General features: G+C 72.4%; 18 protein-coding genes. 11 read left to right on the top strand and 7 right to left on the bottom strand.

Features of this window, described 5'->3' with window-relative positions; all coding sequences use genetic code 11:
- Positions 1-580 precede the first annotated feature (580 nt).
- The 3 genes from LPA41_RS22150 to LPA41_RS22140 all read left to right on the top strand — a co-directional run bounded on the left by LPA41_RS22150 (position 581) and on the right by LPA41_RS22140 (position 3,149).
- Entirely contained in the window at positions 581-2,056 is a 1,476-nt protein-coding gene (locus LPA41_RS22150; RefSeq protein WP_229072594.1) for a cellulase family glycosylhydrolase, read from the top strand.
- A gap of 98 nt (positions 2,057-2,154) precedes the next feature.
- Entirely contained in the window at positions 2,155-2,523 is a 369-nt protein-coding gene (locus LPA41_RS22145; protein WP_229072593.1) for a helix-turn-helix transcriptional regulator, read from the top strand.
- Positions 2,520-3,149, top strand: coding sequence for an SRPBCC family protein (locus tag LPA41_RS22140; RefSeq protein ID WP_229072591.1), 630 nt, complete (start codon positions 2,520-2,522; stop codon positions 3,147-3,149). Before LPA41_RS22145 ends, LPA41_RS22140 begins: the two co-directional genes overlap by 4 nt.
- Here the strand turns inward: LPA41_RS22140 and LPA41_RS22135 are convergent.
- Together LPA41_RS22135 and LPA41_RS22130 are read right to left on the bottom strand one after the other, a co-directional pair.
- Positions 3,134-4,216, bottom strand: a complete 1,083-nt coding sequence (locus tag LPA41_RS22135) for a sulfotransferase (protein WP_229072590.1) — start codon at positions 4,214-4,216, stop codon at positions 3,134-3,136. The two genes, LPA41_RS22140 and LPA41_RS22135, sit on opposite strands and share 16 nt — an antisense overlap.
- 238 nt (positions 4,217-4,454) lie before the next feature.
- Positions 4,455-5,492: an ABC transporter substrate-binding protein gene (locus tag LPA41_RS22130; protein WP_229072589.1), complete on the bottom strand. Its 1,038-nt coding sequence runs from the start codon at positions 5,490-5,492 to the stop codon at positions 4,455-4,457.
- A gap of 213 nt (positions 5,493-5,705) precedes the next feature.
- Between LPA41_RS22130 and LPA41_RS22125 the strand changes: the two genes are divergently transcribed.
- Genes LPA41_RS22125 through LPA41_RS22115 form a run of 3 tightly spaced genes read left to right on the top strand, consistent with a single transcriptional unit; the run spans position 5,706 to position 8,550 of the window.
- Positions 5,706-6,689, top strand: coding sequence for a FecCD family ABC transporter permease (locus tag LPA41_RS22125; RefSeq protein WP_374238195.1), 984 nt, complete (start codon positions 5,706-5,708; stop codon positions 6,687-6,689).
- On the top strand, positions 6,686-7,723 hold the full coding sequence (locus LPA41_RS22120; protein WP_229072588.1) for an iron chelate uptake ABC transporter family permease subunit: 1,038 nt from the start codon (positions 6,686-6,688) through the stop codon (positions 7,721-7,723). The genes LPA41_RS22125 and LPA41_RS22120 overlap by 4 nt, the downstream gene beginning before the upstream one ends.
- Before the next feature lie 50 nt (positions 7,724-7,773).
- Entirely contained in the window at positions 7,774-8,550 is a 777-nt protein-coding gene (locus tag LPA41_RS22115; protein WP_374238197.1) for an ABC transporter ATP-binding protein, read from the top strand.
- Here LPA41_RS22115 and LPA41_RS22110 read toward each other — a convergent pair.
- Genes LPA41_RS22110 through LPA41_RS22090 form a run of 5 tightly spaced genes read right to left on the bottom strand, consistent with a single transcriptional unit; the run spans position 8,534 to position 13,506 of the window.
- The gene (locus LPA41_RS22110; protein WP_229072584.1) at positions 8,534-9,505 is read right to left on the bottom strand and encodes an FAD-dependent oxidoreductase; all 972 of its coding nucleotides are present in this window, start codon (positions 9,503-9,505) and stop codon (positions 8,534-8,536) included. The genes LPA41_RS22115 and LPA41_RS22110 overlap by 17 nt on opposite strands.
- 2 nt (positions 9,506-9,507) lie before the next feature.
- Entirely contained in the window at positions 9,508-10,917 is a 1,410-nt protein-coding gene (locus LPA41_RS22105) for a HAMP domain-containing sensor histidine kinase (RefSeq protein WP_229072583.1), read from the bottom strand.
- Positions 10,914-11,612: a response regulator transcription factor gene (locus LPA41_RS22100; RefSeq protein WP_229072581.1), complete on the bottom strand. Its 699-nt coding sequence runs from the start codon at positions 11,610-11,612 to the stop codon at positions 10,914-10,916. The genes LPA41_RS22105 and LPA41_RS22100 overlap by 4 nt, the downstream gene beginning before the upstream one ends.
- Before the next feature lie 29 nt (positions 11,613-11,641).
- Positions 11,642-12,094: an FMN-binding protein gene (locus LPA41_RS22095; RefSeq protein WP_229072580.1), complete on the bottom strand. Its 453-nt coding sequence runs from the start codon at positions 12,092-12,094 to the stop codon at positions 11,642-11,644.
- Positions 12,095-12,102: 8 nt separating this feature from the next.
- On the bottom strand, positions 12,103-13,506 hold the full coding sequence (locus LPA41_RS22090; protein WP_229072579.1) for a ferric reductase-like transmembrane domain-containing protein: 1,404 nt from the start codon (positions 13,504-13,506) through the stop codon (positions 12,103-12,105).
- A 157-nt stretch (positions 13,507-13,663) separates the two neighbouring features.
- Between LPA41_RS22090 and LPA41_RS22085 the strand changes: the two genes are divergently transcribed.
- The 5 genes from LPA41_RS22085 (at position 13,664) to LPA41_RS22065 (ending at position 20,071) form a co-directional block, all read left to right on the top strand.
- The gene (locus tag LPA41_RS22085; protein WP_229072578.1) at positions 13,664-14,254 is read left to right on the top strand and encodes a DUF4956 domain-containing protein; all 591 of its coding nucleotides are present in this window, start codon (positions 13,664-13,666) and stop codon (positions 14,252-14,254) included.
- Complete coding sequence (locus LPA41_RS22080; protein WP_229072577.1) at positions 14,254-15,000, top strand: polyphosphate polymerase domain-containing protein; 747 nt, start codon at positions 14,254-14,256, stop codon at positions 14,998-15,000. Before LPA41_RS22085 ends, LPA41_RS22080 begins: the two co-directional genes overlap by 1 nt.
- A gap of 9 nt (positions 15,001-15,009) precedes the next feature.
- Complete coding sequence (locus LPA41_RS22075) at positions 15,010-17,085, top strand: carbohydrate-binding domain-containing protein (RefSeq protein WP_229072575.1); 2,076 nt, start codon at positions 15,010-15,012, stop codon at positions 17,083-17,085.
- 157 nt (positions 17,086-17,242) lie between these two features.
- A complete protein-coding gene (locus tag LPA41_RS22070) occupies positions 17,243-18,118 on the top strand; it encodes a helix-turn-helix transcriptional regulator (protein ID WP_229072573.1) in 876 nt (291 codons plus the stop codon).
- A 465-nt stretch (positions 18,119-18,583) separates the two neighbouring features.
- A complete protein-coding gene (locus tag LPA41_RS22065; protein ID WP_229072571.1) occupies positions 18,584-20,071 on the top strand; it encodes a diguanylate cyclase in 1,488 nt (495 codons plus the stop codon).
- Positions 20,072-20,074 lie beyond the last annotated feature (3 nt).

Below are 20,074 nucleotides of genomic sequence, written 5' to 3'. Positions count from 1 at the left end.
TGACGACCGGGCCCCACAGGAACGGTGACGACCGGCGCCCCACAGGAACGGTGACGACCGGGCCCTACAAGGACGGTGACGACCGGGGCCTCACAGGGACTGTGACGACCGGCGGCCCCGCGCGACGTCGCACGCGGCGATCGGCGCCGTCGCCGGCGACATCAATGAGACGCGACTCTGATCAGCGGCGTCCCGGCCGAGCCGGCGCCGGCCACCCGGGGCAGCATGAGCGGACGCTGAGACGCCCGTCACATCGGGCAACCATCGGGGGCGGCCTGGCCACTGTCCCCGCAGAGACGCCGGCCGGACTTGTCCCCAGCAACACCGGCCGGCACGAAGGGTCCCGCCCACCGGAGCCTCCTCCCGCCAGAGGGGGCCGGGCGGGGCCCTTCCTCGCACTGTCGCCGGTGGGCTTCCGGACGGAGGTGAGCGCCCGGGTGGGTGGCGGGCAACTCGCGGATCGGCGCCGGTCGCGCCGGGTGGACGAGCCGCGTTTTACACGCCTCGATGACCGGGTTAGAGTCGGAGCCCCTGGGAGCGCTCCCAGAACTCTCCCCTCCCCCTCCCCGAGGTGTCGCAAGTGAAACGCAGAGCGAAAGTCATCCTGGCCACGGCACTCGCCGTGACCGCCGCGACGGCAACCGCGTTCTTCGCGTTGCCGGCCGGCGCGGAGACCGCGACCTTCACGGTCACGAACTCCTGGAACAACGGCTACCAGGGCCAGGTGACGGTCAGCAACGACACGTCGTCCACGATCAACACCTGGAAGGTCGAGCTGACGCTACCGGCCGGAACGACGATCGGCCAGGCCTGGAACGCGACGATGAGCGCGTCCGGCAACACCTACAGCTTCACGCCGGCCGGCTGGAACGCGTCGATCGCGGCCGGCGCGGCGGCGAGCTTCGGCTTCATCGCCAACGGGTCCGGACGCCCGACCGGCTGCCTGGTCAACGGGAAGGCGTGTACGGGCACGACCGTACCCTCGTCGCCCGCGACCTCGTCCCCCAGCGCGACCGCCTCACCCAGCGCCTCCGCCTCCGCCTCCGCATCCGCATCCGCCTCTGCCTCGCCCAGCGTGTCGCCGTCCCGGAGCACGAGCGCGTCGCCGAGTGCGTCGTCGTCCGCGCCGACCGGCGGCACGCCCGTCGCGATCAACGGCCAGCTGCGCGTCTGCGGCACGAAGCTCTGCAACGAGCAGGGCGGCGTCGTCCAGCTGAAGGGCATGAGCACGCACGGTCTGCAGTGGTTCCCCAGCTGCTACACCGACGCGTCGCTCGGTGTCATCGCGAACGAGTGGAACGCCGACCTGTTCCGCATCTCGATGTACGTCCAGGAGGGCGGCTACGAGACCAACCCGAGCGGGTTCACCGCCCGGGTCAACGACCTGGTCGAGAAGGCCACCGCGCGGGGCATGTACGCGCTGATCGACTTCCACACGCTCACGCCGGGTGACCCGAACTACAACCTGGACCGCGCCAAGACCTTCTTCCGCGAGGTGTCCGCGCGCCACGCGGCCAAGAAGAACGTGATCTACGAGATCGCCAACGAGCCGAACGGCGTGAGCTGGGCGCAGATCAAGAACTACGCCGACCAGGTCATCCCGGTGATCCGCGCGAACGACCCGGACGCGGTCGTCGTGGTCGGCAGCCGCGGCTGGTCCTCGCTGGGCGTCTCCGAGGGCGGCAACGCCTCCGAGATCATCAGCAACCCGGTCAGCGCGTCGAACGTCATGTACGCGTTCCACTTCTACGCGGCGTCGCACAAGGACAACTACCGCGCCGAGGTGGAGCGGGCGGCGGCCTCGATCCCGCTGTTCGTCACCGAGTTCGGCACGGTCGACTACACCGGTGACGGCGGGGTCGACGTGGCGAGCACCAACACCTGGCTCGACCTGCTCGACCGGCTGAAGATCAGTTACGCGAACTGGACGTTCTCCGACGCGGGCGAGGGCAGCGCCGCGCTCCGGCCCGGGACCTGCAACGCGGGCTCGTTCGCCGGAACCGGCTCGCTCACCGAGTCGGGCGCGCTGATGCGCAACCGGCTCCGCGCCGGCTGATGTGCCACCGGGCGCCGGGGGTAAGGGCCCGGCGCCCGGTTTCATCTTCGATCCACTCTTCTATTCAGTCTTCACTTATATAAGTGTAGTCTTCTCCTGTGCATGCGTTCGACGTCCTCGGTGACCCGGTCCGGCGCCGGATCCTCGAGTTGCTCGCCATCGGCGAGCAGACCTCCGGAGCCGTCACCGCCACCATCCGTGCGGAGTTCGGCATCAGCCAGCCCGCCGTGTCCCAGCACCTGAAGGTGCTGCGGGACAACGGCTTCGCCACCGTACGGCCGGACGGCGCCCGCCGCCTCTACGCCGTCGACGACACCGCCCTGCGCGAGGTCGACGAGTGGCTGGCGCCCTTCCGGCGGTTCTGGGCGCCGCACCTGTCCGCCATGGCGACCGAAGTGGCCCGCGGCCGGCGCCGGCGGCGTCTCGACGCGGCACGCGGCGCCACATCCCAGGAGGAGACCGAATGATCGACGTCAAGGAACAGATCAGCACGGTACGCCGCACGCTCGGCACCCGCGTGCTCGAAGCCGGCGAGGCCCGCGAACTGACCATCAGCCAGGTGTACGACACCGACCTCGACGACCTGTGGGATGTGGTGACGAACCCGGCCCGCATCGCCCGGTGGTTCCTGCCGGTCACCGGCGAACTGCGTGAAGGCGGCCGGTACCAGCTCGAAGGCAACGCCGGCGGCACCGTCACGGCCTGCGCGAAACCCCGGTCCTACGCCGCGACCTGGGAGTTCGGTGGCGGCGTCAGCTGGATCGAGGTGCGGCTCACCCCCGAGGACGCGGACCGCACCCGGTTCGACCTGACCCACATCGCGCACGTCGACGAGCACTGGGAGCAGTACGGTCCGGGCGCCGTCGGCATCGGCTGGGACCTCGGGCTCATCGGCCTGCACCGGCACGTGACCGCACCGGGGACACCCGTCGACCCGGCGGCCGTCGAGGCCTGGTCGGCGTCGCCGGACGGCGCGCTGTTCATGCGGCTCAGCGGTGAGGCGTGGGCCGAGGCGGACATCGCGGCGGGCGAGGACCCGGAGCAGGCGCGGACCCGGTCGGCGGCCACGATCGCCTTCTACACCGGCGGCTGATCGGTAGCGGACACCAGAGCTGACGTCGACTGGCCGGTCGCCGGCCGCGAGGTGGCCGGCAGTGCGGCCGCCGGCTGCTCGGGGGCCGTCAGGCGGGCGGCCAGGGCCGGGCCCCGGCGGCGGCTGCGGAGGCGGCCGCGAACGTCGTCGGCGCGCAGGCGGGCCGGTCCGAGGCGATCCCGGACGGCCAGCCAGGTGCGTTCCGCGCGGAAGCGGGTGACGCGGCGGCCGTTCTCGGACAGCTGGTAGCCGAGCCGGGTGAGCCGGTCACCGAAGACGTTCTCGCAGCGTTCGATCTCCTCGGCGGTGAGGCGCCGCTGCCAGCTGCTGACCCGGGCCGTGGTGACCTCGGAGTGGGTCAGCGAGTGCCACGTCTTGTACTCCGGGACGGCGACCGGCGCGACCTCGGACGGGCGCGCCATCGCCGGGTCGTACTCCTCCTCCAAGAAGGCGCAGACGGCCCGCAGGTGGGGTTCCGGGTCGGACACCAGGTCCTCGTAGCGGACCTGGTGGTAGACGTCGGCCGGGTAGTCGCGGGCGGCGCGCATCGAGGCGTCGGCGGAGCGGGCCCAGGTCTCGACGAGCTTGCCGAAGTCGTCGGGACCCCACGGGGTCTCCTTGAGCGACGCCACACAGTCCCGGCCGTCGCGCAGGATGTTGATGATCTGCGCGTCCGGGAACAGCCGGAGGATGATCGGCAGGTTGCGCAGGTAGGACGGTCGCTTGTCACCCCAGCGGGGCTTGCCGAAGCGTTGCGCGTACATCTGGAAGATCGTCCCGAAGGCCGACCCGAGCGTGGCCGGCGCCGCGACGACCGCCTCGATCACCGCTTCCGTCTCGAGGCCGAGGTCGCCGAAGTGCGGTGACGCGACGATCCACTCGGCGAGGGCACGGCGCTGCTCGGGGAGGCTGAGGTCGCCGTACTCGTGGCGGCGCTCGTAGGCGGGCAGCAGGAACCGGTTCTCCGGTGGCAGGGCGATCCGCGGGTGGGCGTGCAGCATCAGCTGAAGCATCGTCGTGCCGGAGCGGGGACATCCGACGACGAAGATCGGGCGAGCACTGGACATGACTTAGACCGTAAAATAGTTTTTGTCCGTTTTGCAAAGAACGCACCATCTATATGCGGTTTCGTGGGCACGACGACCGATGGCGCAGGCTCGCTCCGAAGACGAATTCCCTGTTCAGACTCACGTCCGGAAGCCGGCGGACACCCTGTCCGACGCCCCGGATCCGACGGTCCCGGCCGGAACGACAAATCCCGCCGCCCGGCGTGCGCCGGACGGCGGGATTCGACAGGTACGACGATCAGGCGAGCTTCTTGGACTTCTTGATCGCGGCGGTGAGCGCCTCCAGGAGCGGCGCGGCGCCGTTCCAGGAGTAGATCGGGACGGCCTGCCACGGGAAGACCTGGTTCGCCTTGACGGCGGGCAGCGCGTTCCAGGCCGGCTTGGCGGCCAGGTCCTTCGGCTGCAGGGTGCCGGTCCGCGCGTCCAGGAAGATGATGTCCGCGTGGTACTTGTCGGCGTTCTCCCAGCTCAGCGACTCGTAGTAGTCCCCGCCGTCGGTCTTCTCGGGCACGATGATGTCAACACCGAGCTCCTTGAAGTACATGATGTCCGACGACACCTTGGGGTTCGACACGTAGAAGATGTCGGCCGCGCCGGAACCGGCGAGGACCTTGATGCCACCGCTGGCCTTGGCCGCGGCGGTCAGGTCGGCGGCGGCCTTCTCGAAGCGGGCCTTCGCGTCGGCGACCTTCGGGGCGTTCAGGTCGGCGCCGAGGGAGGCGGCGAGCTCGGCGTACCGCTGGATCGGCTGGGTCAGCGGGACCCGGCCGACGGTGATGGTGGCCGTCGGCGCCAGGCCGAGGATCTTGTCCTTGCTCTCGTCCGGGATGTACCAGTAGGCGCCCGGGTCGAACATGTGGGTGATCAGCAGCTCGGGGTTGAGCGCCGCGTACTTCTCCACGGAGAACTCGCCCCAGGCGTTGCCGATGATCTCGACCTTGCTGATGTCCAGGTCGCCGGCCTGGTCCTCGGCGGTGCCGTCGGCCTTCTTGGTCTCGCCGAAGACGCCGACGATCTTGTCCTGGAGGCCCAGGTCGACCAGGGCGGCGGCGGTGCCGGTGAAGGTGACGATCCGCGACGGGGTCTTGTCCGCGGTCAGGTCCTTGGGCTGGTCATCGGTGAATTTCCAGGGCCCAGCGGCGGCGGGGGCGGAGGCAGCCGAGGACGACCCGGTCTCCTCGTTGCTGCCGCACGCGCTCAGCAGCGCGCCGAGGCCGGCGGCGCCGCCGGCGGCCAGCAGGCCACGACGGGACAAAGAAAGTTTCGAGTACGACATCTTCAAGTCTTTCTCATGGGTACGACCGGTCACTCGACCGCGTGAATGGTTAGGCTAACCTAACGAACCGAACGCGCGTCAACAGGATCCGCCGAACCGTGACGGGAGCATCAACTGTCCACCTATGACACCCCTCCGGATCAGGGGTCCCGCACCACGGCCCCGGCGGCGCCGGCCATCTCGGGCGTCGAGGCGGCGTCCGGGCCGGTTCCGGTGACGCGACGCCTGCCGGCCCGGCTCATCGGCCTGATCGTCGCGGCCGTGGCCCTGGTCGCGGTGCTGATCCTCAGCATCGGTTTCGGCGCGCGGTTCCTCTCCATCGGCGAGGTCTGGGCGGGACTGACCGACCCCGCCTCGCCGTACTACCGGATCGTCCACGACATGCGTCTGCCGAGGACACTGCTCGGCCTGATGGTCGGCATGGCCCTCGGCCTGGCCGGCGCGATCATGCAGGCACTGACCCGGAACCCGCTCGCCGACCCCGGCCTGCTCGGCATCAACGCCGGCGCCTCGGCCGGCGTCGCCTCGGCCGCAGTCTTCCTCGGCGTCGGCACGTTCTACGGCTACATCTGGTTCGCGCTGCTCGGCGCCGCCGTCGTCACCGCCCTGGTCTACGCGGTCGGCGGTGGACGCTCGGCCACCCCGGCCCGGCTGGCGCTGGCCGGTGCCGCACTCAATGCCACCCTCTACTCCTATGTGAGTGCCACCCTGCTCTCCGACTCGCAGGCCATCGAGAAGGTCCGGTTCTGGACCGCCGGATCGCTGGCCAGCGCGGACTTCGCCACCGTGGTCCGGTTGCTGCCGTTCATCGGCGCCGGTCTGATCGTGGCGCTCGCGGTCGCCCGCCCGCTGAACGCGCTGTCGCTCGGCGACGACGCCGCCCGCGCCCTCGGTGCCCGGCCGGCGGTCATCCGCACCGCCGTCATCGTCGCGGTCACGCTGCTCTGCGGCGGCGCCACCGCGGCCTGCGGCCCGATCGTCTTCATCGGACTGCTCGTGCCGCACCTGGTCCGTCCGTTCACCGGGCCGGACCTGCGCTGGATGCTGCCGTACACGGCGGTGCTCGCGCCGGTGCTGCTGCTCGGCTCCGACGTGCTCGGCCGGGTCCTCGGCAGCCCCGGCGAACTCCAGGTCGGCACGGTCACCGCGGTCCTCGGCGGCCCCCTCTTCATCTACCTCGTGCGAGCCGCCAAATGACCACCACCACTGTCGAGAAGCCCGCCGGCCCGATCGGTGCCCGGGTCGGCGTCCGGCCGCGCGCCGTGGTCGTCGGTGCGGTCGCCGTCGTGCTCACCGCCGCGCTGAGCGTCCTGACGCTCGGCACCGGCGAGTTCCCGATCCCCGCCGCCGACGTGGTGCGCACCCTGTTCGGCCAGGGCACCCCGGCGCAGGACTTCATCGTCAACGAACTGCGCCTGCCCCGGCTGATCACCGCGATCCTGGTCGGGATGTCCCTCGCCGCCGGCGGCGCGGTCTTCCAGTCACTGGTCCGCAACCCGCTCGGCAGCCCCGACATCCTCGGCATCACCAACGGCGCCAGCACCGCCGCGCTCACCGTGGTCATCCTCGGTGGCAGCAGCACCCAGCTCTCCCTCGCCGCGGTCGCCGGCGGCCTCGGCGCCGCGGTGCTCATCCAGCTGGTCGGCGGCAAGCACGGCCTGCACGGGTACCGGTTCATCCTGGTCGGCATCGGCATGGCGGCCGTCTTCACCGGGATCAGCGGCTATCTGCTGACCCGCGGCGTGCAGATGGAGAACGCGCGGGCCCTGCTCTGGCTCACCGGCAGCCTCGACGGGCGGGACTGGCAGCAGGCCGGGCCACTGCTCGGGGTGCTCGCCGTCGCGTTGCCGGTCCTGCTGCTGGCGTGCGGGCCCGGCCTGCGGATCCTGGAGATGGGCGACGACGCGGCCGCCGCGCTGGGCGTACCCGTGAAAGGCCTGCGCACCGCCGCCCTGCTCACCGCCGCCCTGCTGGTGGCCTGCGCCGCCGCCGCGGCCGGACCGGTCGCCTTCGTCGCGCTCATCGCGCCGCACCTGGCCAAGAAGCTGACCCGGGCGCCCGGCCCCAACCTCGTCCCTTCCCTGGCGATGGGCGCGTTGCTGCTGGTCGGCGCGGACTGGCTGGCGCAGCACGCCGGGCGCCCGCTGCCGGTCGGCGTGGTCACCGGCATCGTCGGCGGCGGCTATCTGGTCTGGTTGCTCACCATGGAACGCCGGGCCGGTCGGATCTGATGAACACCACGAACACAGGAGAGAAGATGAGTCGCCTCAGCGGCACGGGAATGACTCTGGCGTACGACAAGCGGGTCATCGCCGAGGAACTCAGCGTCGACATCCCGGACGGCTCGTTCACCGTGATCATCGGGCCGAACGCCTGTGGGAAGTCGACCCTGCTGCGGGCGCTCTCCCGGCTGCTCAAGCCGGCCGCCGGCACCGTGCTGCTGGACGGCAAGGACGTGCACTCGGTGCCCACCCGGCAGGTCGCCAAGACCCTCGGCCTGCTGCCCCAGTCGTCGACCGCGCCGGACGGCATCACCGTGGCCGAACTGGTGGCCCGCGGCCGGTACCCGCACCAGAGCCTGATCCGCCGCTGGTCCAGCGCCGACGAGCAGGTGGTCACCGAGTCGATGGCCGCGACCCGGGTCGGTGACCTGGCCGACCGCAACGTCGACGAGCTCTCCGGCGGCCAGCGGCAGCGGGTCTGGCTCGCCATGGCCCTGGCCCAGCAGACGCCGCTGCTGCTGCTCGACGAGCCGACCACCTACCTGGACATCGCCCATCAGATCGAGGTGCTCGACCTCTGCGCCGAACTGCACGAGACCCAGGGCCGGACGCTCGTCGCGGTCCTGCACGACCTCAACCACGCCGCCCGCTACGCCTCACACATGATCGCCATGCGGTCCGGCCGGATCGTCAAGTCCGGCCGCCCCGGTGACGTGCTCACCGCCGAGCTGGTGGAGGAGGTCTTCGGACTGCCCTGCCGGGTCATCGACGACCCGGAGACGGGCACGCCGCTGGTGGTGCCGGCGGCCCGCCGCCGGGTCACGGCAGCCGGCTGACCACGTGCCAGGCGATCGCCAGGCAGGACGTCGCCGCGGGTGACGGCGCGTTGCGCACCGCCGTGACCGCACCCAGCCGGTGGATCCGGAAATCGTCGACGAGGCTGCCGTCGCGGTCCAGGGCCTGCGCCCGCACGCCGGCACCGGCCCGCACCACGTCGGCCGCGCCGATCTCCGGCACGTAGCGCATCGCGCCGGCCATGTAGCGCCGCTTCGACAGCGAACCGGCGACCTCCCGGACGCCGGTCCGCCAGTGCCGCCGGGCCATCCGCCAGGTGCCCGGCCAGGCCGCGATCCCGGCCAGGTCGGGCACCGAGATCCGGCCCCGGCGGTACCCCTCGCGGGCGCCGGCGAGCACCGCGTTCGGCCCGACCTCGAGATCGCCGGTGACGCGCCGGGTGAAGTGCACGCCCAGGAACGGGTACCGCGGGTCCGGCACCGGATAGATCAGGCCGCGGACCAGGCCGGCCGCCCGCACGTCGTCCGCGAACGCCCGCGCGACACCCGGGAAGTCAGTGATCGCGGTCTCCGGCGAGTGCACCGCGGCCAGGCCGGTGGCGTACGGCTCAATCTCGCGGATCCCGGCCGGGCCGAGGCGGCCCAGACCGGGTACGCCGTTCGCCCGCGCCCGCCTCGCCAGCTCGTCGAGCCGCCCCAGCTCGTCCGCACGGACCGCCACGACCAGCTTGCCGCAGGCCTCGTACGCGATCCCCCGCTCGGCGCAGTAGTCCCGCAGCAGCACCCGCCCCCGCGCGCACAGGTCCGCCTTGAGGCTGCCCGGCGGATAGTAGAGCCCGGCGTGCACCACCCCCGAGTTGTGCCCGGTCTGGTGCCGGGCCACCTCGGTCTCCTTCTCCAGCACCACCACCCGGGTCCCCGGCCGGCGGCGGGCGATCTCCCGCCCGACGGCCAGCCCGACGATCCCGCCGCCGACGATCCCGATGGTCCGTTCCATGGTCAGGCCGGGGTGCCCGGCAGCCGGATCGTGATCACCGTGCCGGTCGGGGTGCCGGGCCGGGCCTCGGCCGTCCCGCCGTGCTGGCCGGCGGTCTGCGCCACGATCGCCAGGCCGAGACCCGAACCCGGCATCGCCCGGGCCGCCGCCGAGCGGTAGAACCTGTCGAAGACGTGCGGCAGGTCCTCCGCGGCGATGCCGGGGCCGTCGTCGGTGACCGTCAGGGCACACCGGCCGGGGCCGTCCGGGACCAGAGCGACCCGCACCGTGCCCGGCACCGGGCTCCACTTGGCGGCGTTGTCCAGCACGTTCACCACCATCCGTTCCAGCTCGCCGGGCCGGCCCTGCACGGTGACCGGCCGCAGCGCCGCGTCGAAGGTCAGGTCGGGGGCGCGCAGCTGGACCCGGCCGATCGCGGTCGTCACCACCTCGGCGAACTCGACGGGCTCGGCCGCACCCCGGCTGCCCTCCTCGCGGGACAGCTCGACGAGCTCGGTCGTCAGCGTGGCCAGCTCACGGACCTGGGCGTCCAGGTCGGTCAGCAGGCCGGCCCGGTCCTCGGCGGTGAGCCGGTGCGCCAGCTCGGGGCGGCGCTCGACCGAGAGGAGCAGCTCGACGTTGGTGCGGATGCTGGTCAGCGGCGTACGCAGCTCGTGGCCGGCGTCCTCGACCAGGGCGCGCTGGGCCCGGCGGGACGTGTCGATGGCGGACAGCATCGCGTTCACCGAACGGCCCAGGCGGGCGATCTCGTCGTTGCCGGCTACATCGACGGGCCGGGTCAGGTCCATCGTGACGGCGACGTCCTCGACGGCCTCGGTCAGCCGGTCGACGGGGGCCAGGCCGGCGCGGGAGACGGTCCGGCCGAGCAGCGCCGCGCCGCCGACCCCGGCCGCGCAGCCGAGCGCGAGCAGCGCCGCGAAGATGGCGAGCAGCCGGTCGTCGGGTGACCTGTCGACGGCAACCTGCACGGCGCCGCCGCCCTGGATCGGCACGGTCAGCATCAGGTAGTCGCCGGAGCCGAGACTGACCTCTTCCCGCACCGGTTTGCGGCTGCCGGCGGCGACGAGCGCGGCCGAGTCGGTGACCGGGAGCGGGGTGTGGCTGCCGCCCACCACGGCGCCCGTCACGTCGACGATCTGCCAGCAGGGGCCGATCTCCTTGCCGTACCAGGCACCGCCGCCGTCCTGGTAGTCACCGGGTTTGCGGGTCCCCTCGGTGGCCAGCCACTGCGCCGGGTTCGCCGCGATCGTGCCGGCGTCGGACCTCATCTCCGACTCGACCTTGTCCTGCTGGATCTCCCGGACCGTGAACCAGGCGCCGGCCGAGACCGCCAGCACCGCGGCCGCGACCGCACCGGCCACCAGCAGCGACAACCGAGCGTGCAGGGTGCGTTCCCGCCACCAGCGGCTCACAGCGGCTCCTCCCGCAGCACGAAGCCGACCCCGCGCACGGTGTGCAGCAGCCGGCCCTCGCCCTCGGCCTCCAGTTTGCGGCGCAGGTAACCGAGGTAGACGTGCAGGCTGTTCGAGCCCTCGCCGAAGTCGTACCCCCAGACCTGTTCGAACAGCGCCGCCCGGGACAGCACCTGGCGCGGGTGCCGCAGGAACGCCTCGAGGATCGCGAACTCGGTCCGGGTCAGGCGCAGCGAACGCTCGCCACGGCACACCTCCCGGGTCCGCGGGTTGAGCCGCACATCGGCGAACGAGAGCCACTCGCCGGGGTCCTCGTCGAGGGCCGGGACGGTCAGCGCGGAACGCCGCAGCATGGCCCGGATCCGGGCCAGCAGTTCCTGCAGGGCGAACGGTTTGACCAGGTAGTCGTCGGCGCCCGCGTCGAGACCGGCCACCCGGTCGCCGACGCTGTCGCGAGCGGTGAGCATCAGCACCGGCAGGATCGCGCCGTCCGCGCGGAGCTGCCGGCACGCCTCCAGCCCGTCCATCCGCGGCATGCTGACGTCGAGGATCACCGCGTCCGGCTCGCCGGTGCGCACCGCATCGAGCGCGGCCCGGCCGTCGCCGGCGATCTGCACCTGGTAACCCTCGAAACGCAGGGTCCGCGCCAGCGAGTCACGCACCGCCGCATCGTCCTCGACCACCAGGATCCGCATGTGCCTACCCTGCCAGCCGGTGTCGGTGGTCAGGACAGCCGGGCGGCGTCGAGCGCCGACTGCAGCGACTCCCGGTAGCCGCCGCTGGTGAACGTGGCGCCGGACACCGCGTCGATGCCGGCGCTCTGCGCGTCCAGGGTCGCCTGCACCAGGATCGGCAGTGCCCGCGCGCTGACCTCGTCGTGCCGGGGGCTGCCGCTGGGGTACACCGGCACCGAGACCGCGGTGATCCGGCCGCCGGTGACGGTGATCACGACCTGGACGTCGCCCTCCCGGGTCCGCACGGTGTCGCCGGCATAGGTCTCTGTCTCTGTCGCGGGGCTTGCGGCGGTGGTGGGTTCGGTGCCCGGTTCGGTGGCCGGCGCGGTGGCCACGGCCACCGTCTCCGCGCCGGTGAGTGCGGCACCGGTGCTGGTCCGGTAGCTGAAGAGCAGCACGACCGCGGCAACGGTGGAGAGGAGCCAGAGGCTGATACGTCGCATGTCGATCCTTACCAGGCGAAGAGTTCGGTGTGCACGCGGCCCGGTTTCACGCCGGCCTCGACGGCCGCGGCCCGGGCCTGCCCGGCCCACTGCTCGGGACCGCAGATGTAGACGTGCGCGGCCGCGACCTGCGGCGCCAGGTGCCGCAGTACCTCGGCGTCGGAGCGGCCGGCCAGGTTCGCCGGCAGCCAGGACAGGCGGTCGGCGCGCGGCCCGGTCAGCGGCACCACCCGCACGCCGCGGTCGGCCGCGAACCGGTCCAGTTCGGCGCGGAAGGCCAGCTCCTCCTCGGTCCGGGCGCGGTAGAGCAGCGTGGCCTCGCCGTCGCGGTACGGCAGCTCGCCGAGCAGCGACAACAGCGGGGTGATGCCGATGCCACAGGCCATCAGCACGACCGGCCCACCGGTGTAGGAGTCGCCGGTCAGCCGGCCGTACGGACCTTCGATCAGGACCCGCGTCCCCGGCTTCAGACCCGCGATCCGCCCGCTGCCGTCACCCTGGTTCTTCACGGTGATCCGCAGCCGGTCCGGGTGCGGCGTCGCGGAGAGCGAGAACGGGTTCGACCGGGTCCAGCCGGGGCCGTCCAGGAACCGCCAGTGGAAGAACTGCCCGGCACGCACCGGCAACTCACCGAGCCGCGCGCCGGTCAGGTGGACCGAGGTCAGGCCGGGACCTTCCGGGACGACCTCGGCGACCACCAGGCGGTGCCGCCAGTTGCGCCAGGCGGGCAGGGCGATGCGGTACGCGAGAACGGCACCGGCCGCGACGGCGTAGAGGCTCCACCAGTAACCGCGGGCGAGGGCGTTGCCGGCGAAGTCCGAGCCGGTCCAGATCTGGTGCGGCAGGGCCAGTCCGACGCCCAGGTAGGCGTACAGGTGCAGCAGGTGCCAGGACTCGTAGCGCAACCGGCGGCGGGCCGCCCGGATCGACGTCACCACCACCAGGAGCAGCAGCAGCGTGCCGGCGGCGGCCAGCAGCATGCCGGGGTAGGTGCGGATCAGCTGCCAGAGCTGGGCGAGGACGTTCGTGGTGCCGGCCGCGTACCCGAAGGTGATCGTCGCGATGTGCGCCAGCATCAGCCAGAACGAGCTGAACCCGGTCCACCGGTGCCAGCGCGCCAGCCGGTCCTGGCCGAACGCGCGCTCCACCATCGGGATCCGGGCCATCAGCAGCACCTGGATCAGCAGCAGGTCGGAGGCCCAGAGGCCGGCCAGCCGGCCGATCGCCGTGAGCGTGCCGGAACCGCCGGCGGTGAGGCCGGACAGGCCGCCGCCCCGCACCCAGAGCGCGGTGACGACGACCAGGCTCAGCCCGGCGGCGGCGCCACCGGCGCCGGACCACCACCGCGGCGCGGCGGGGGGCCGGCGGTGTGCGGCGCTGCGGGTGTTCCCGGGTGTGGCGGTCGTGGTCATGCGCCAACCGTCGCCGAGGAGGCTAAGAGCTGGTCAGGGCGTGTCTAAGGGTTCGCTAAGAAACGCTCTCACCAAGGCCTTAGAAGCGTCACAGGACGCACACAGCCCCGGCGGGCGAAATGGGAACACCAGATGAACAGAGCCTGAAGGACACCCTGTGACCACGTTGCTCGCCGTCGCGATGGATCTCGTCGCGATCACCCTCCTGACGTTCGGCGTCTACTTCCCGCGACACCGCCGCCGCGACCTGGTGACCGCCTTCCTGGGCGTCAACATCGGCGTGCTGGCGGTGGCGACTGTGCTCGGCTCCACCACCGTCGGCGCGGGCCTCGGACTCGGCCTCTTCGGCGTCCTGTCGATCATCCGGTTGCGCTCGGACGAGATCGCCCAGCACGAGATCGCGTACTACTTCGCGGCGCTGGCCCTGGGCCTGATCGCCGGTCTCGGCCAGGCGCCGGACCTGACCACCGGCGGTCTGATGCTGCTGGTCATCGCCGGGCTCTGGCTCGGCGACCACCCGTCGCTGTTCCGGCGGCACCGCAGCCGGCAGTTGCGCCTCGACGTCGCCTGCATCGACGAGGACGCCCTGCGTGCCCACCTGGAGGCGCTGCTCGGCGGCCGGGTGACGAGCATGGTGGTGCGGCAGGTCGACCTGGTCAACGACAGCACGCTCGTCGACGTGCGGTACCTGGCGGCGGCCGGGCGCGTACCGCAGGAGCCGGGCCTGCGCCGCCGGGTGAACGCCTGATGAGCGTCGCGACGGCGTTCCCGCCGATCACCCTGGACGAACTCGTCGGCGAGGCGGCCCTGCTGACTCGCCTGGACCGCAAGTACCTGCTGCCGGTGACCGCCCTGCCCGCGGTGCTGGACCGGATGCCGGCCGGCGTGCGGATGCTGGAGATCGGCGGGCGGCGCGAGTTCGCGTACCGGTCGCTCTACTTCGACACGCCCGGCCTGGACAGCTACCTCGCGGCCGCGCACGACCGGCGGCGGCGGTTCAAGGTCCGGATTCGGACCTATCTGGACAGTGGGCTCGACTTCGTCGAGGTCAAGACGCGCGGCGCGCGGGGGGTCACGGTCAAGGAGCGGATCCCGTACGCGGGTGACGGCCACCGCCTCGGCGACGAAGGCGAGGCCTACACCGATGCGGTGCTGTCCGCCGCCGGGATCCCCGCGCCGGGCTCCGGCCTGCGCCCGGTGCTGTCCACCCACTACCGCCGGTCCACCCTGCACGTGCCGGGCACCGGCAGCCGGGTGACCGTCGACAGCGACCTCGTCTGGACGCTGCCGGACGGCGCCGCCGTCCGGATGCCGCACGCGGTCGTGCTGGAGACCAAGTCGGCGCGCGCCGCCTCCGACGTCGACCGGATGCTCCGATCCCTGGGTCACCGGCCGTGCCGCATCTCGAAGTACGCCACCGGGCTCGCCGCGCTCCGCCCCGAACTGCCCGCCAACAAGTGGCACGCCGTCCTGCGGCGCCACTTCACCTCGTAGGGAAACCCCATGCGCCTCCGCAACCGCATCGTCGCCGCCGTCAGCTCCGCCGTCCTGGCCGCCGCCGTGCTGGCCGGCTGCTCCACCGACGCCGCCACCAGCGACACGGCCGGCACCGCCGCCGCCGTGGTCGACGCGTCCACTGTCGACGGCACGCAGAGTGCCGCCGCCGTACTGGCCGCGAACACGGCCGCGCACACCGCACCGGCCGTGGATTCCGCCGGCGCCGTGGCGATCACCCTCACCGGGTCGTCGGCCACCGCGGCGGACACGGCGGCGGGCACGGCGGCGGGCACGTCGGCGGGCACGTCGGCGGGCACGTCGGCGGTGGTTGTCGACGGCGGCACCGTGACGATCGGCGCGGCCGGCACGTACCGGATCTCCGGGGAGCTGACCGACGGGCAGATCGTCGTGGACGCGCCGGACGCCACCGTCACACTGATCCTCGACGGCGCCTCGATCACCAGCTCCGGCACCGCCGCGATCGCCGCCACCGAGGCGGACCAGCTGGTGGTCGTGCTCGCCGACGGTTCGGTGAACACGCTCGCCGACACCGCGTCGTACGCCGAGGACGCCGACGTGAACGCGGCCCTGTTCAGCGCGGGCGACCTGACGGTCATCGGGACCGGCTCGCTGACCGTGACCGGCAACGGCAACGACGCGATAGCGAGCAAGGACGGCCTGCTGATCGAGTCCGGGACGATCACCGTCCGGGCGAAGGACGACGGCGTCCGCGGCAAGGACCACGTCGTGATCGCGGGCGGGACGATCACCGTGACCGCCGGCGGCGACGGCGTGAAGGCGGACAACGAGGAGGACGCGGACGCCGGCTACGTCGCGGTGTCCGGCGGGACGCTGACCGTGACCGCGGGCGGCGACGGCGTGGACGCGGCCACCGACGTCGTCGTGACCGGCGGGACGATCTCGGTCACCTCCGGGGGCGGGCACACCGCCCAGGTCGCGGCGGACGCCTCGGCCAAAGGACTGAAGTCCGGCGTGATCACGGTGCTGGAAGGCGGCACGGCGACTGTCGACGCGGCCGACGACGGGGTGCACAGCGACGGGGCGATCCACCTGGCCGGTGCCCGGGTGAGCGTGGCGAGCGGCGACGACGGGGTGCACGCCGAGGGCGCCCAGATCGTCGACGGCGGCACCGTCGAGGTGACCGCGTCGGTGGAGGGGCTGGAGGCGGCGGTGTTCGTGCTGAACTCCGGGTCGGTGCACGTGGTCGCCAGTGACGACGGGGTCAACGGCGCGGGCGGGACGTCATCCGGGGACGTGTCCGGCGGCAATGCCGCGGACGGCGGGGCCGGTGGGGGTGGCTTCGCCGGCGGGCCCGGTGCAGGCGGTGCCACCGGTGCCGATATCAGCGCAGGCGGTGGCACCGGTGCCGGTGCCGGTGCCGGTCGTGAACCCGGCGGTGGGTCGGAGGCGTCCGGCGACTACTCGGTGACCGTCAACGGCGGCACGCTGGTGATCGACGCGGAGGGTGATGGCCTCGACTCCAACGGCACCGCCGCGATCACCGGCGGCACGGTGGTGGTGAACGGGCCGGAGCGGGACGGCAACGGCGCGCTCGACGTCGACGGCAGCTTCACGGTCAGTGGTGGCACGCTGCTCGCGGCGGGCAGCGCGGGCATGGTCGTCACCCCGGACACCGGTTCGGCGCAGGGCTGGCTGTCGGCGACGCTGGACGATGCCGTCGAGGCCGGGACGACGCTGCGGATCGCGGACGCCGACGGGACGGTGGTCGCGACCTACGTGACGAGCAAGAGCGTGCGCAACGTGGTCTTCTCGTCGGCGGCGATCACGGCCGGCGCGTCGTACACCGTCCACATCGGAGGCACCGCGGGAGACGACGCCGGAGACTCGCCCGAGGGCACTTCCGGAAGCACTTCCGGAAGCACTCCCGGCGACGCTTCCGGAGGCACTTCCGGCGGCACTCTCGGCGACGCTTCCGGAAGCAGCGGCACCGGTGGCCTGATCGATCCGGCTGATGCCGCCGATTCGATTGGCTCGGCCGTCGCGGTGGCCACCGTCACCGCCGGCGAGGCGCCCGCCGGCGGTGGTTTCGGGCGGCGCTGACACCCGGCCCGGCGGCGGCTGCGGCCGCCGCCGAGGCCCCCGCCGGGGACGTCTACTTAGGATGGGAGAGCCGCTGGAGAACGCGCGCCGGGTCGCAGTAGTATCGACGCGGCCCGGCGCTCGGGGCGCCACTGAACCCCCGGAGGGGGATGCCTGGGTGACCGAGAACGATAACGGCGGCGCGACCGTGCGACGGTTGCAGCTCGGCGCGCACCTGCGCGCTCTGCGCCGTGCCAAGGGCGTGACCCGCGACGAGGCCGGTTACCGGATACGCGGCTCCGAATCCAAGATCAGCCGGATGGAGCTCGGCAAGGTCAGCTTCAAGGAGCGCGACGTCGCGGACCTGCTCAAGCTCTACGGCGTGGAGGACCCGGCCGAGCACCAGCGTGTCCTGGCCCTGGCCCGGGAGGCCAACGCGCCGAGCTGGTGGCACGCCTACGGTGACGTCCTCGACACCTGGTTCCAGAACTACCTCGACCTGGAGCAGGCCGCCGAGCTGATCCGCGGCTACGAGGTCCAGTTCGTGCCGGGCCTGCTGCAGACCGACGCGTACGCGCGAGCCGTCATCAAACTCGGCCACGACAACGCCGGCCCCGACGAGATCGACCGCCGGGCCCGGCTGCGGATGGCCCGCAAGCAGGTGCTCGCCCGCCCCGACGCGCCACGGCTCTGGGCGGTCCTCGACGAGGCCGTGCTGCGCCGGCCGATCGGCGGCCCCGAGGTGCTGCGGCAGCAGATCGAGTCCCTGATCGAGGCGTGCGCCTCGTCGGCCGTCCGGCTCCAGATCATCCCGTTCGCCTCGGGCGGGCACGCGGCCGCCGGTGGCGCGTTCAGCGTCCTGCGGTTCCCGCACGAGAAACTGCCCGACGTGGTCTACATCGAGCACCTCACCAGCGGCCTCTACCTGGACCGGCGCGAAGAGGTCGACCACTACGCGGCGGCGTTCGGGCGGCTCTCCATCGAGGCCGAGCACCCGGACCGGACACCCGCGATCCTGCACCGCCTGCTCGCCCAGATAAACGCCGAAAGCTGACGCGGCCCCTCGACGCTCCCCGCCGCCCCTCCACGCCCCGCGCCCTCCACGCCCCGCGCCCCCCCCACGCCCTCCACCCCCGCGCCCTCCACGCCCCCCACGCCCGCCGCCCTCCGCGTCCTTGCGGTCAGCGCGATGCGCTTCGTTGCGTCCGCGCGGTGTTGATCTGCTAGCGGTGCGAAATCGCTGTGATCAAGGGGCTGAAACCGCGATTTCGCATCGCTAGCAGATCAACATCCCCCGGGAGGGCACCGGCCGGACCAGGAGAGCACCGGCCGGACCGGGAGGGGATACGGAATCGGTGCACGGGCGGGCGCCGACATGCTCACGCTGGACCGCAACCGGGGTAAGGGACCGATTTTGCCCATGTCGCGGCGCGCTGTCCGGCGCGGACGGGGTGAACGGCACCCGATCCGCAACCGAACCCGAACCGGACGGCACCCCGGGTTGATCAGGCTGGTCGTCATGAGCACTGCCGTGAGCGTCGCGACGACCCGGCGCGTCCTGGCCTGGCACCTCTGCCTGGCCGCCGGGGCCGCCGTCATCCTCGCCTATTTCGGGCTGGTCCGGCTCGACGTCCTGCCGGGCACTCAGGTCGCCCTCTACTGCAGTGCCAACGCCGCCCTGGCCGGCGCGTCGCTCGTCGCCGCCCGCCGGCACCGGGCGTTGCGCCCGCCGATGCTGCTGTTCGCCGGGTCCGCGGTGGCGAGCGTCCTCGGCGACGTCACCTACTACTTCCTGGCTCTGGTGCACGGCGAGGTCGCGTACCCGAGCATCGCCGACCTCTTCTACCTGGCCGCGTACCCCCTGATCGCGGTGGGTCTGCTGCTCATCGTCCGGCGGCGCACGCCGGGCTGGGACGGCGCCAGCATCATCGACGCGGCCATCGTCGCGGTGGGCGCCGGCTTCCTGGTGTACGAGTTCGTCATCGGCCCCACCATGAAGAACTCGGTCGCGGACCTGGTCGGGCTGGTCTCGGTCGCCTACCCCATCGGCGACCTGATGCTGATCGTGGTGGGTGCCCGCCTGATGCTCGGCGCCGGCCCGCGCAGCACCGCTCTGCGGTTCATCGGCGGCTACCTCGGCCTGGTGCTGGTCGCCGACACGATCTACAGCTACCAGGCGGTCAACGGCACCTTCCAGGCCGGCAACCAGCTGGACGCGGTGTGGATGACGGCCGGGTTCCTCTTCGCCGCGGCGACGCTGCACCCGTCGGCACCGCTGCTGGTGGCCCGCTCCAACGCGGCCACCCCGGACGCCACCACCGGCCGCCTCGTCGTCCTGGCCCTGGCCGCGATGACCGCACCCACGTCGATCATGATCCAGGAGGTCCGGCAGGGCAACCCGGACACGATCGCCGCGGCGATCGTCTGCAACGTGCTGTTCCTGCTGGTGCTGGTCCGGATGACCGGCCTGGTCCGGGCGCAGCGGCAGGCGGCGATCACCGACGGCCTGACCGGGCTGCGCAGCCGCCGCTACTTCGAGGAGGCGCTCGGCAACGAGAGCGCCCGCGCCGCCCGGTACCAGCTGCCGCTGAGCATGCTCCTGCTCGACATCGACCACTTCAAGAACGTCAACGACACGTACGGCCACAACGGCGGCGACCGCGTCCTCGTCGAGGTCACCCACCGGCTGCGCGAGCTGATCCGGCCCGGCGACGTGGTGGCCCGGTACGGCGGCGAGGAGTTCGCCGTGCTGCTGCCCGCCACCGGACCCGAACAAGCCCACGAGATCGCCGAACGGATCCGGCGCGGGGTGAGCGCCGCACCGATCGCGGTGTCCGAGTCCCGCCTGGCCCGGGTCACCGTCTCGGTCGGCCTGGCCGGGATGCCGGCCGCCGCCACCACCGACGAACTGGTCCTCAGCGCGGACCGGGCGCTCTACGCCTCCAAGAACGCCGGCCGCAACCGGGTCACCAGCGCCGCCGACACGCAACCCGCGCACGCCGCCTGAGCG

It is taken from the genome of Actinoplanes sp. DH11 (genome assembly GCF_020873875.1).
Taxonomy (GTDB): Bacteria; Actinomycetota; Actinomycetes; order Mycobacteriales; family Micromonosporaceae; genus Actinoplanes.
The sequence above is the reverse complement of the archived record's forward strand: the minus strand, read 5'-3'. Positions and strand labels throughout refer to the sequence as shown.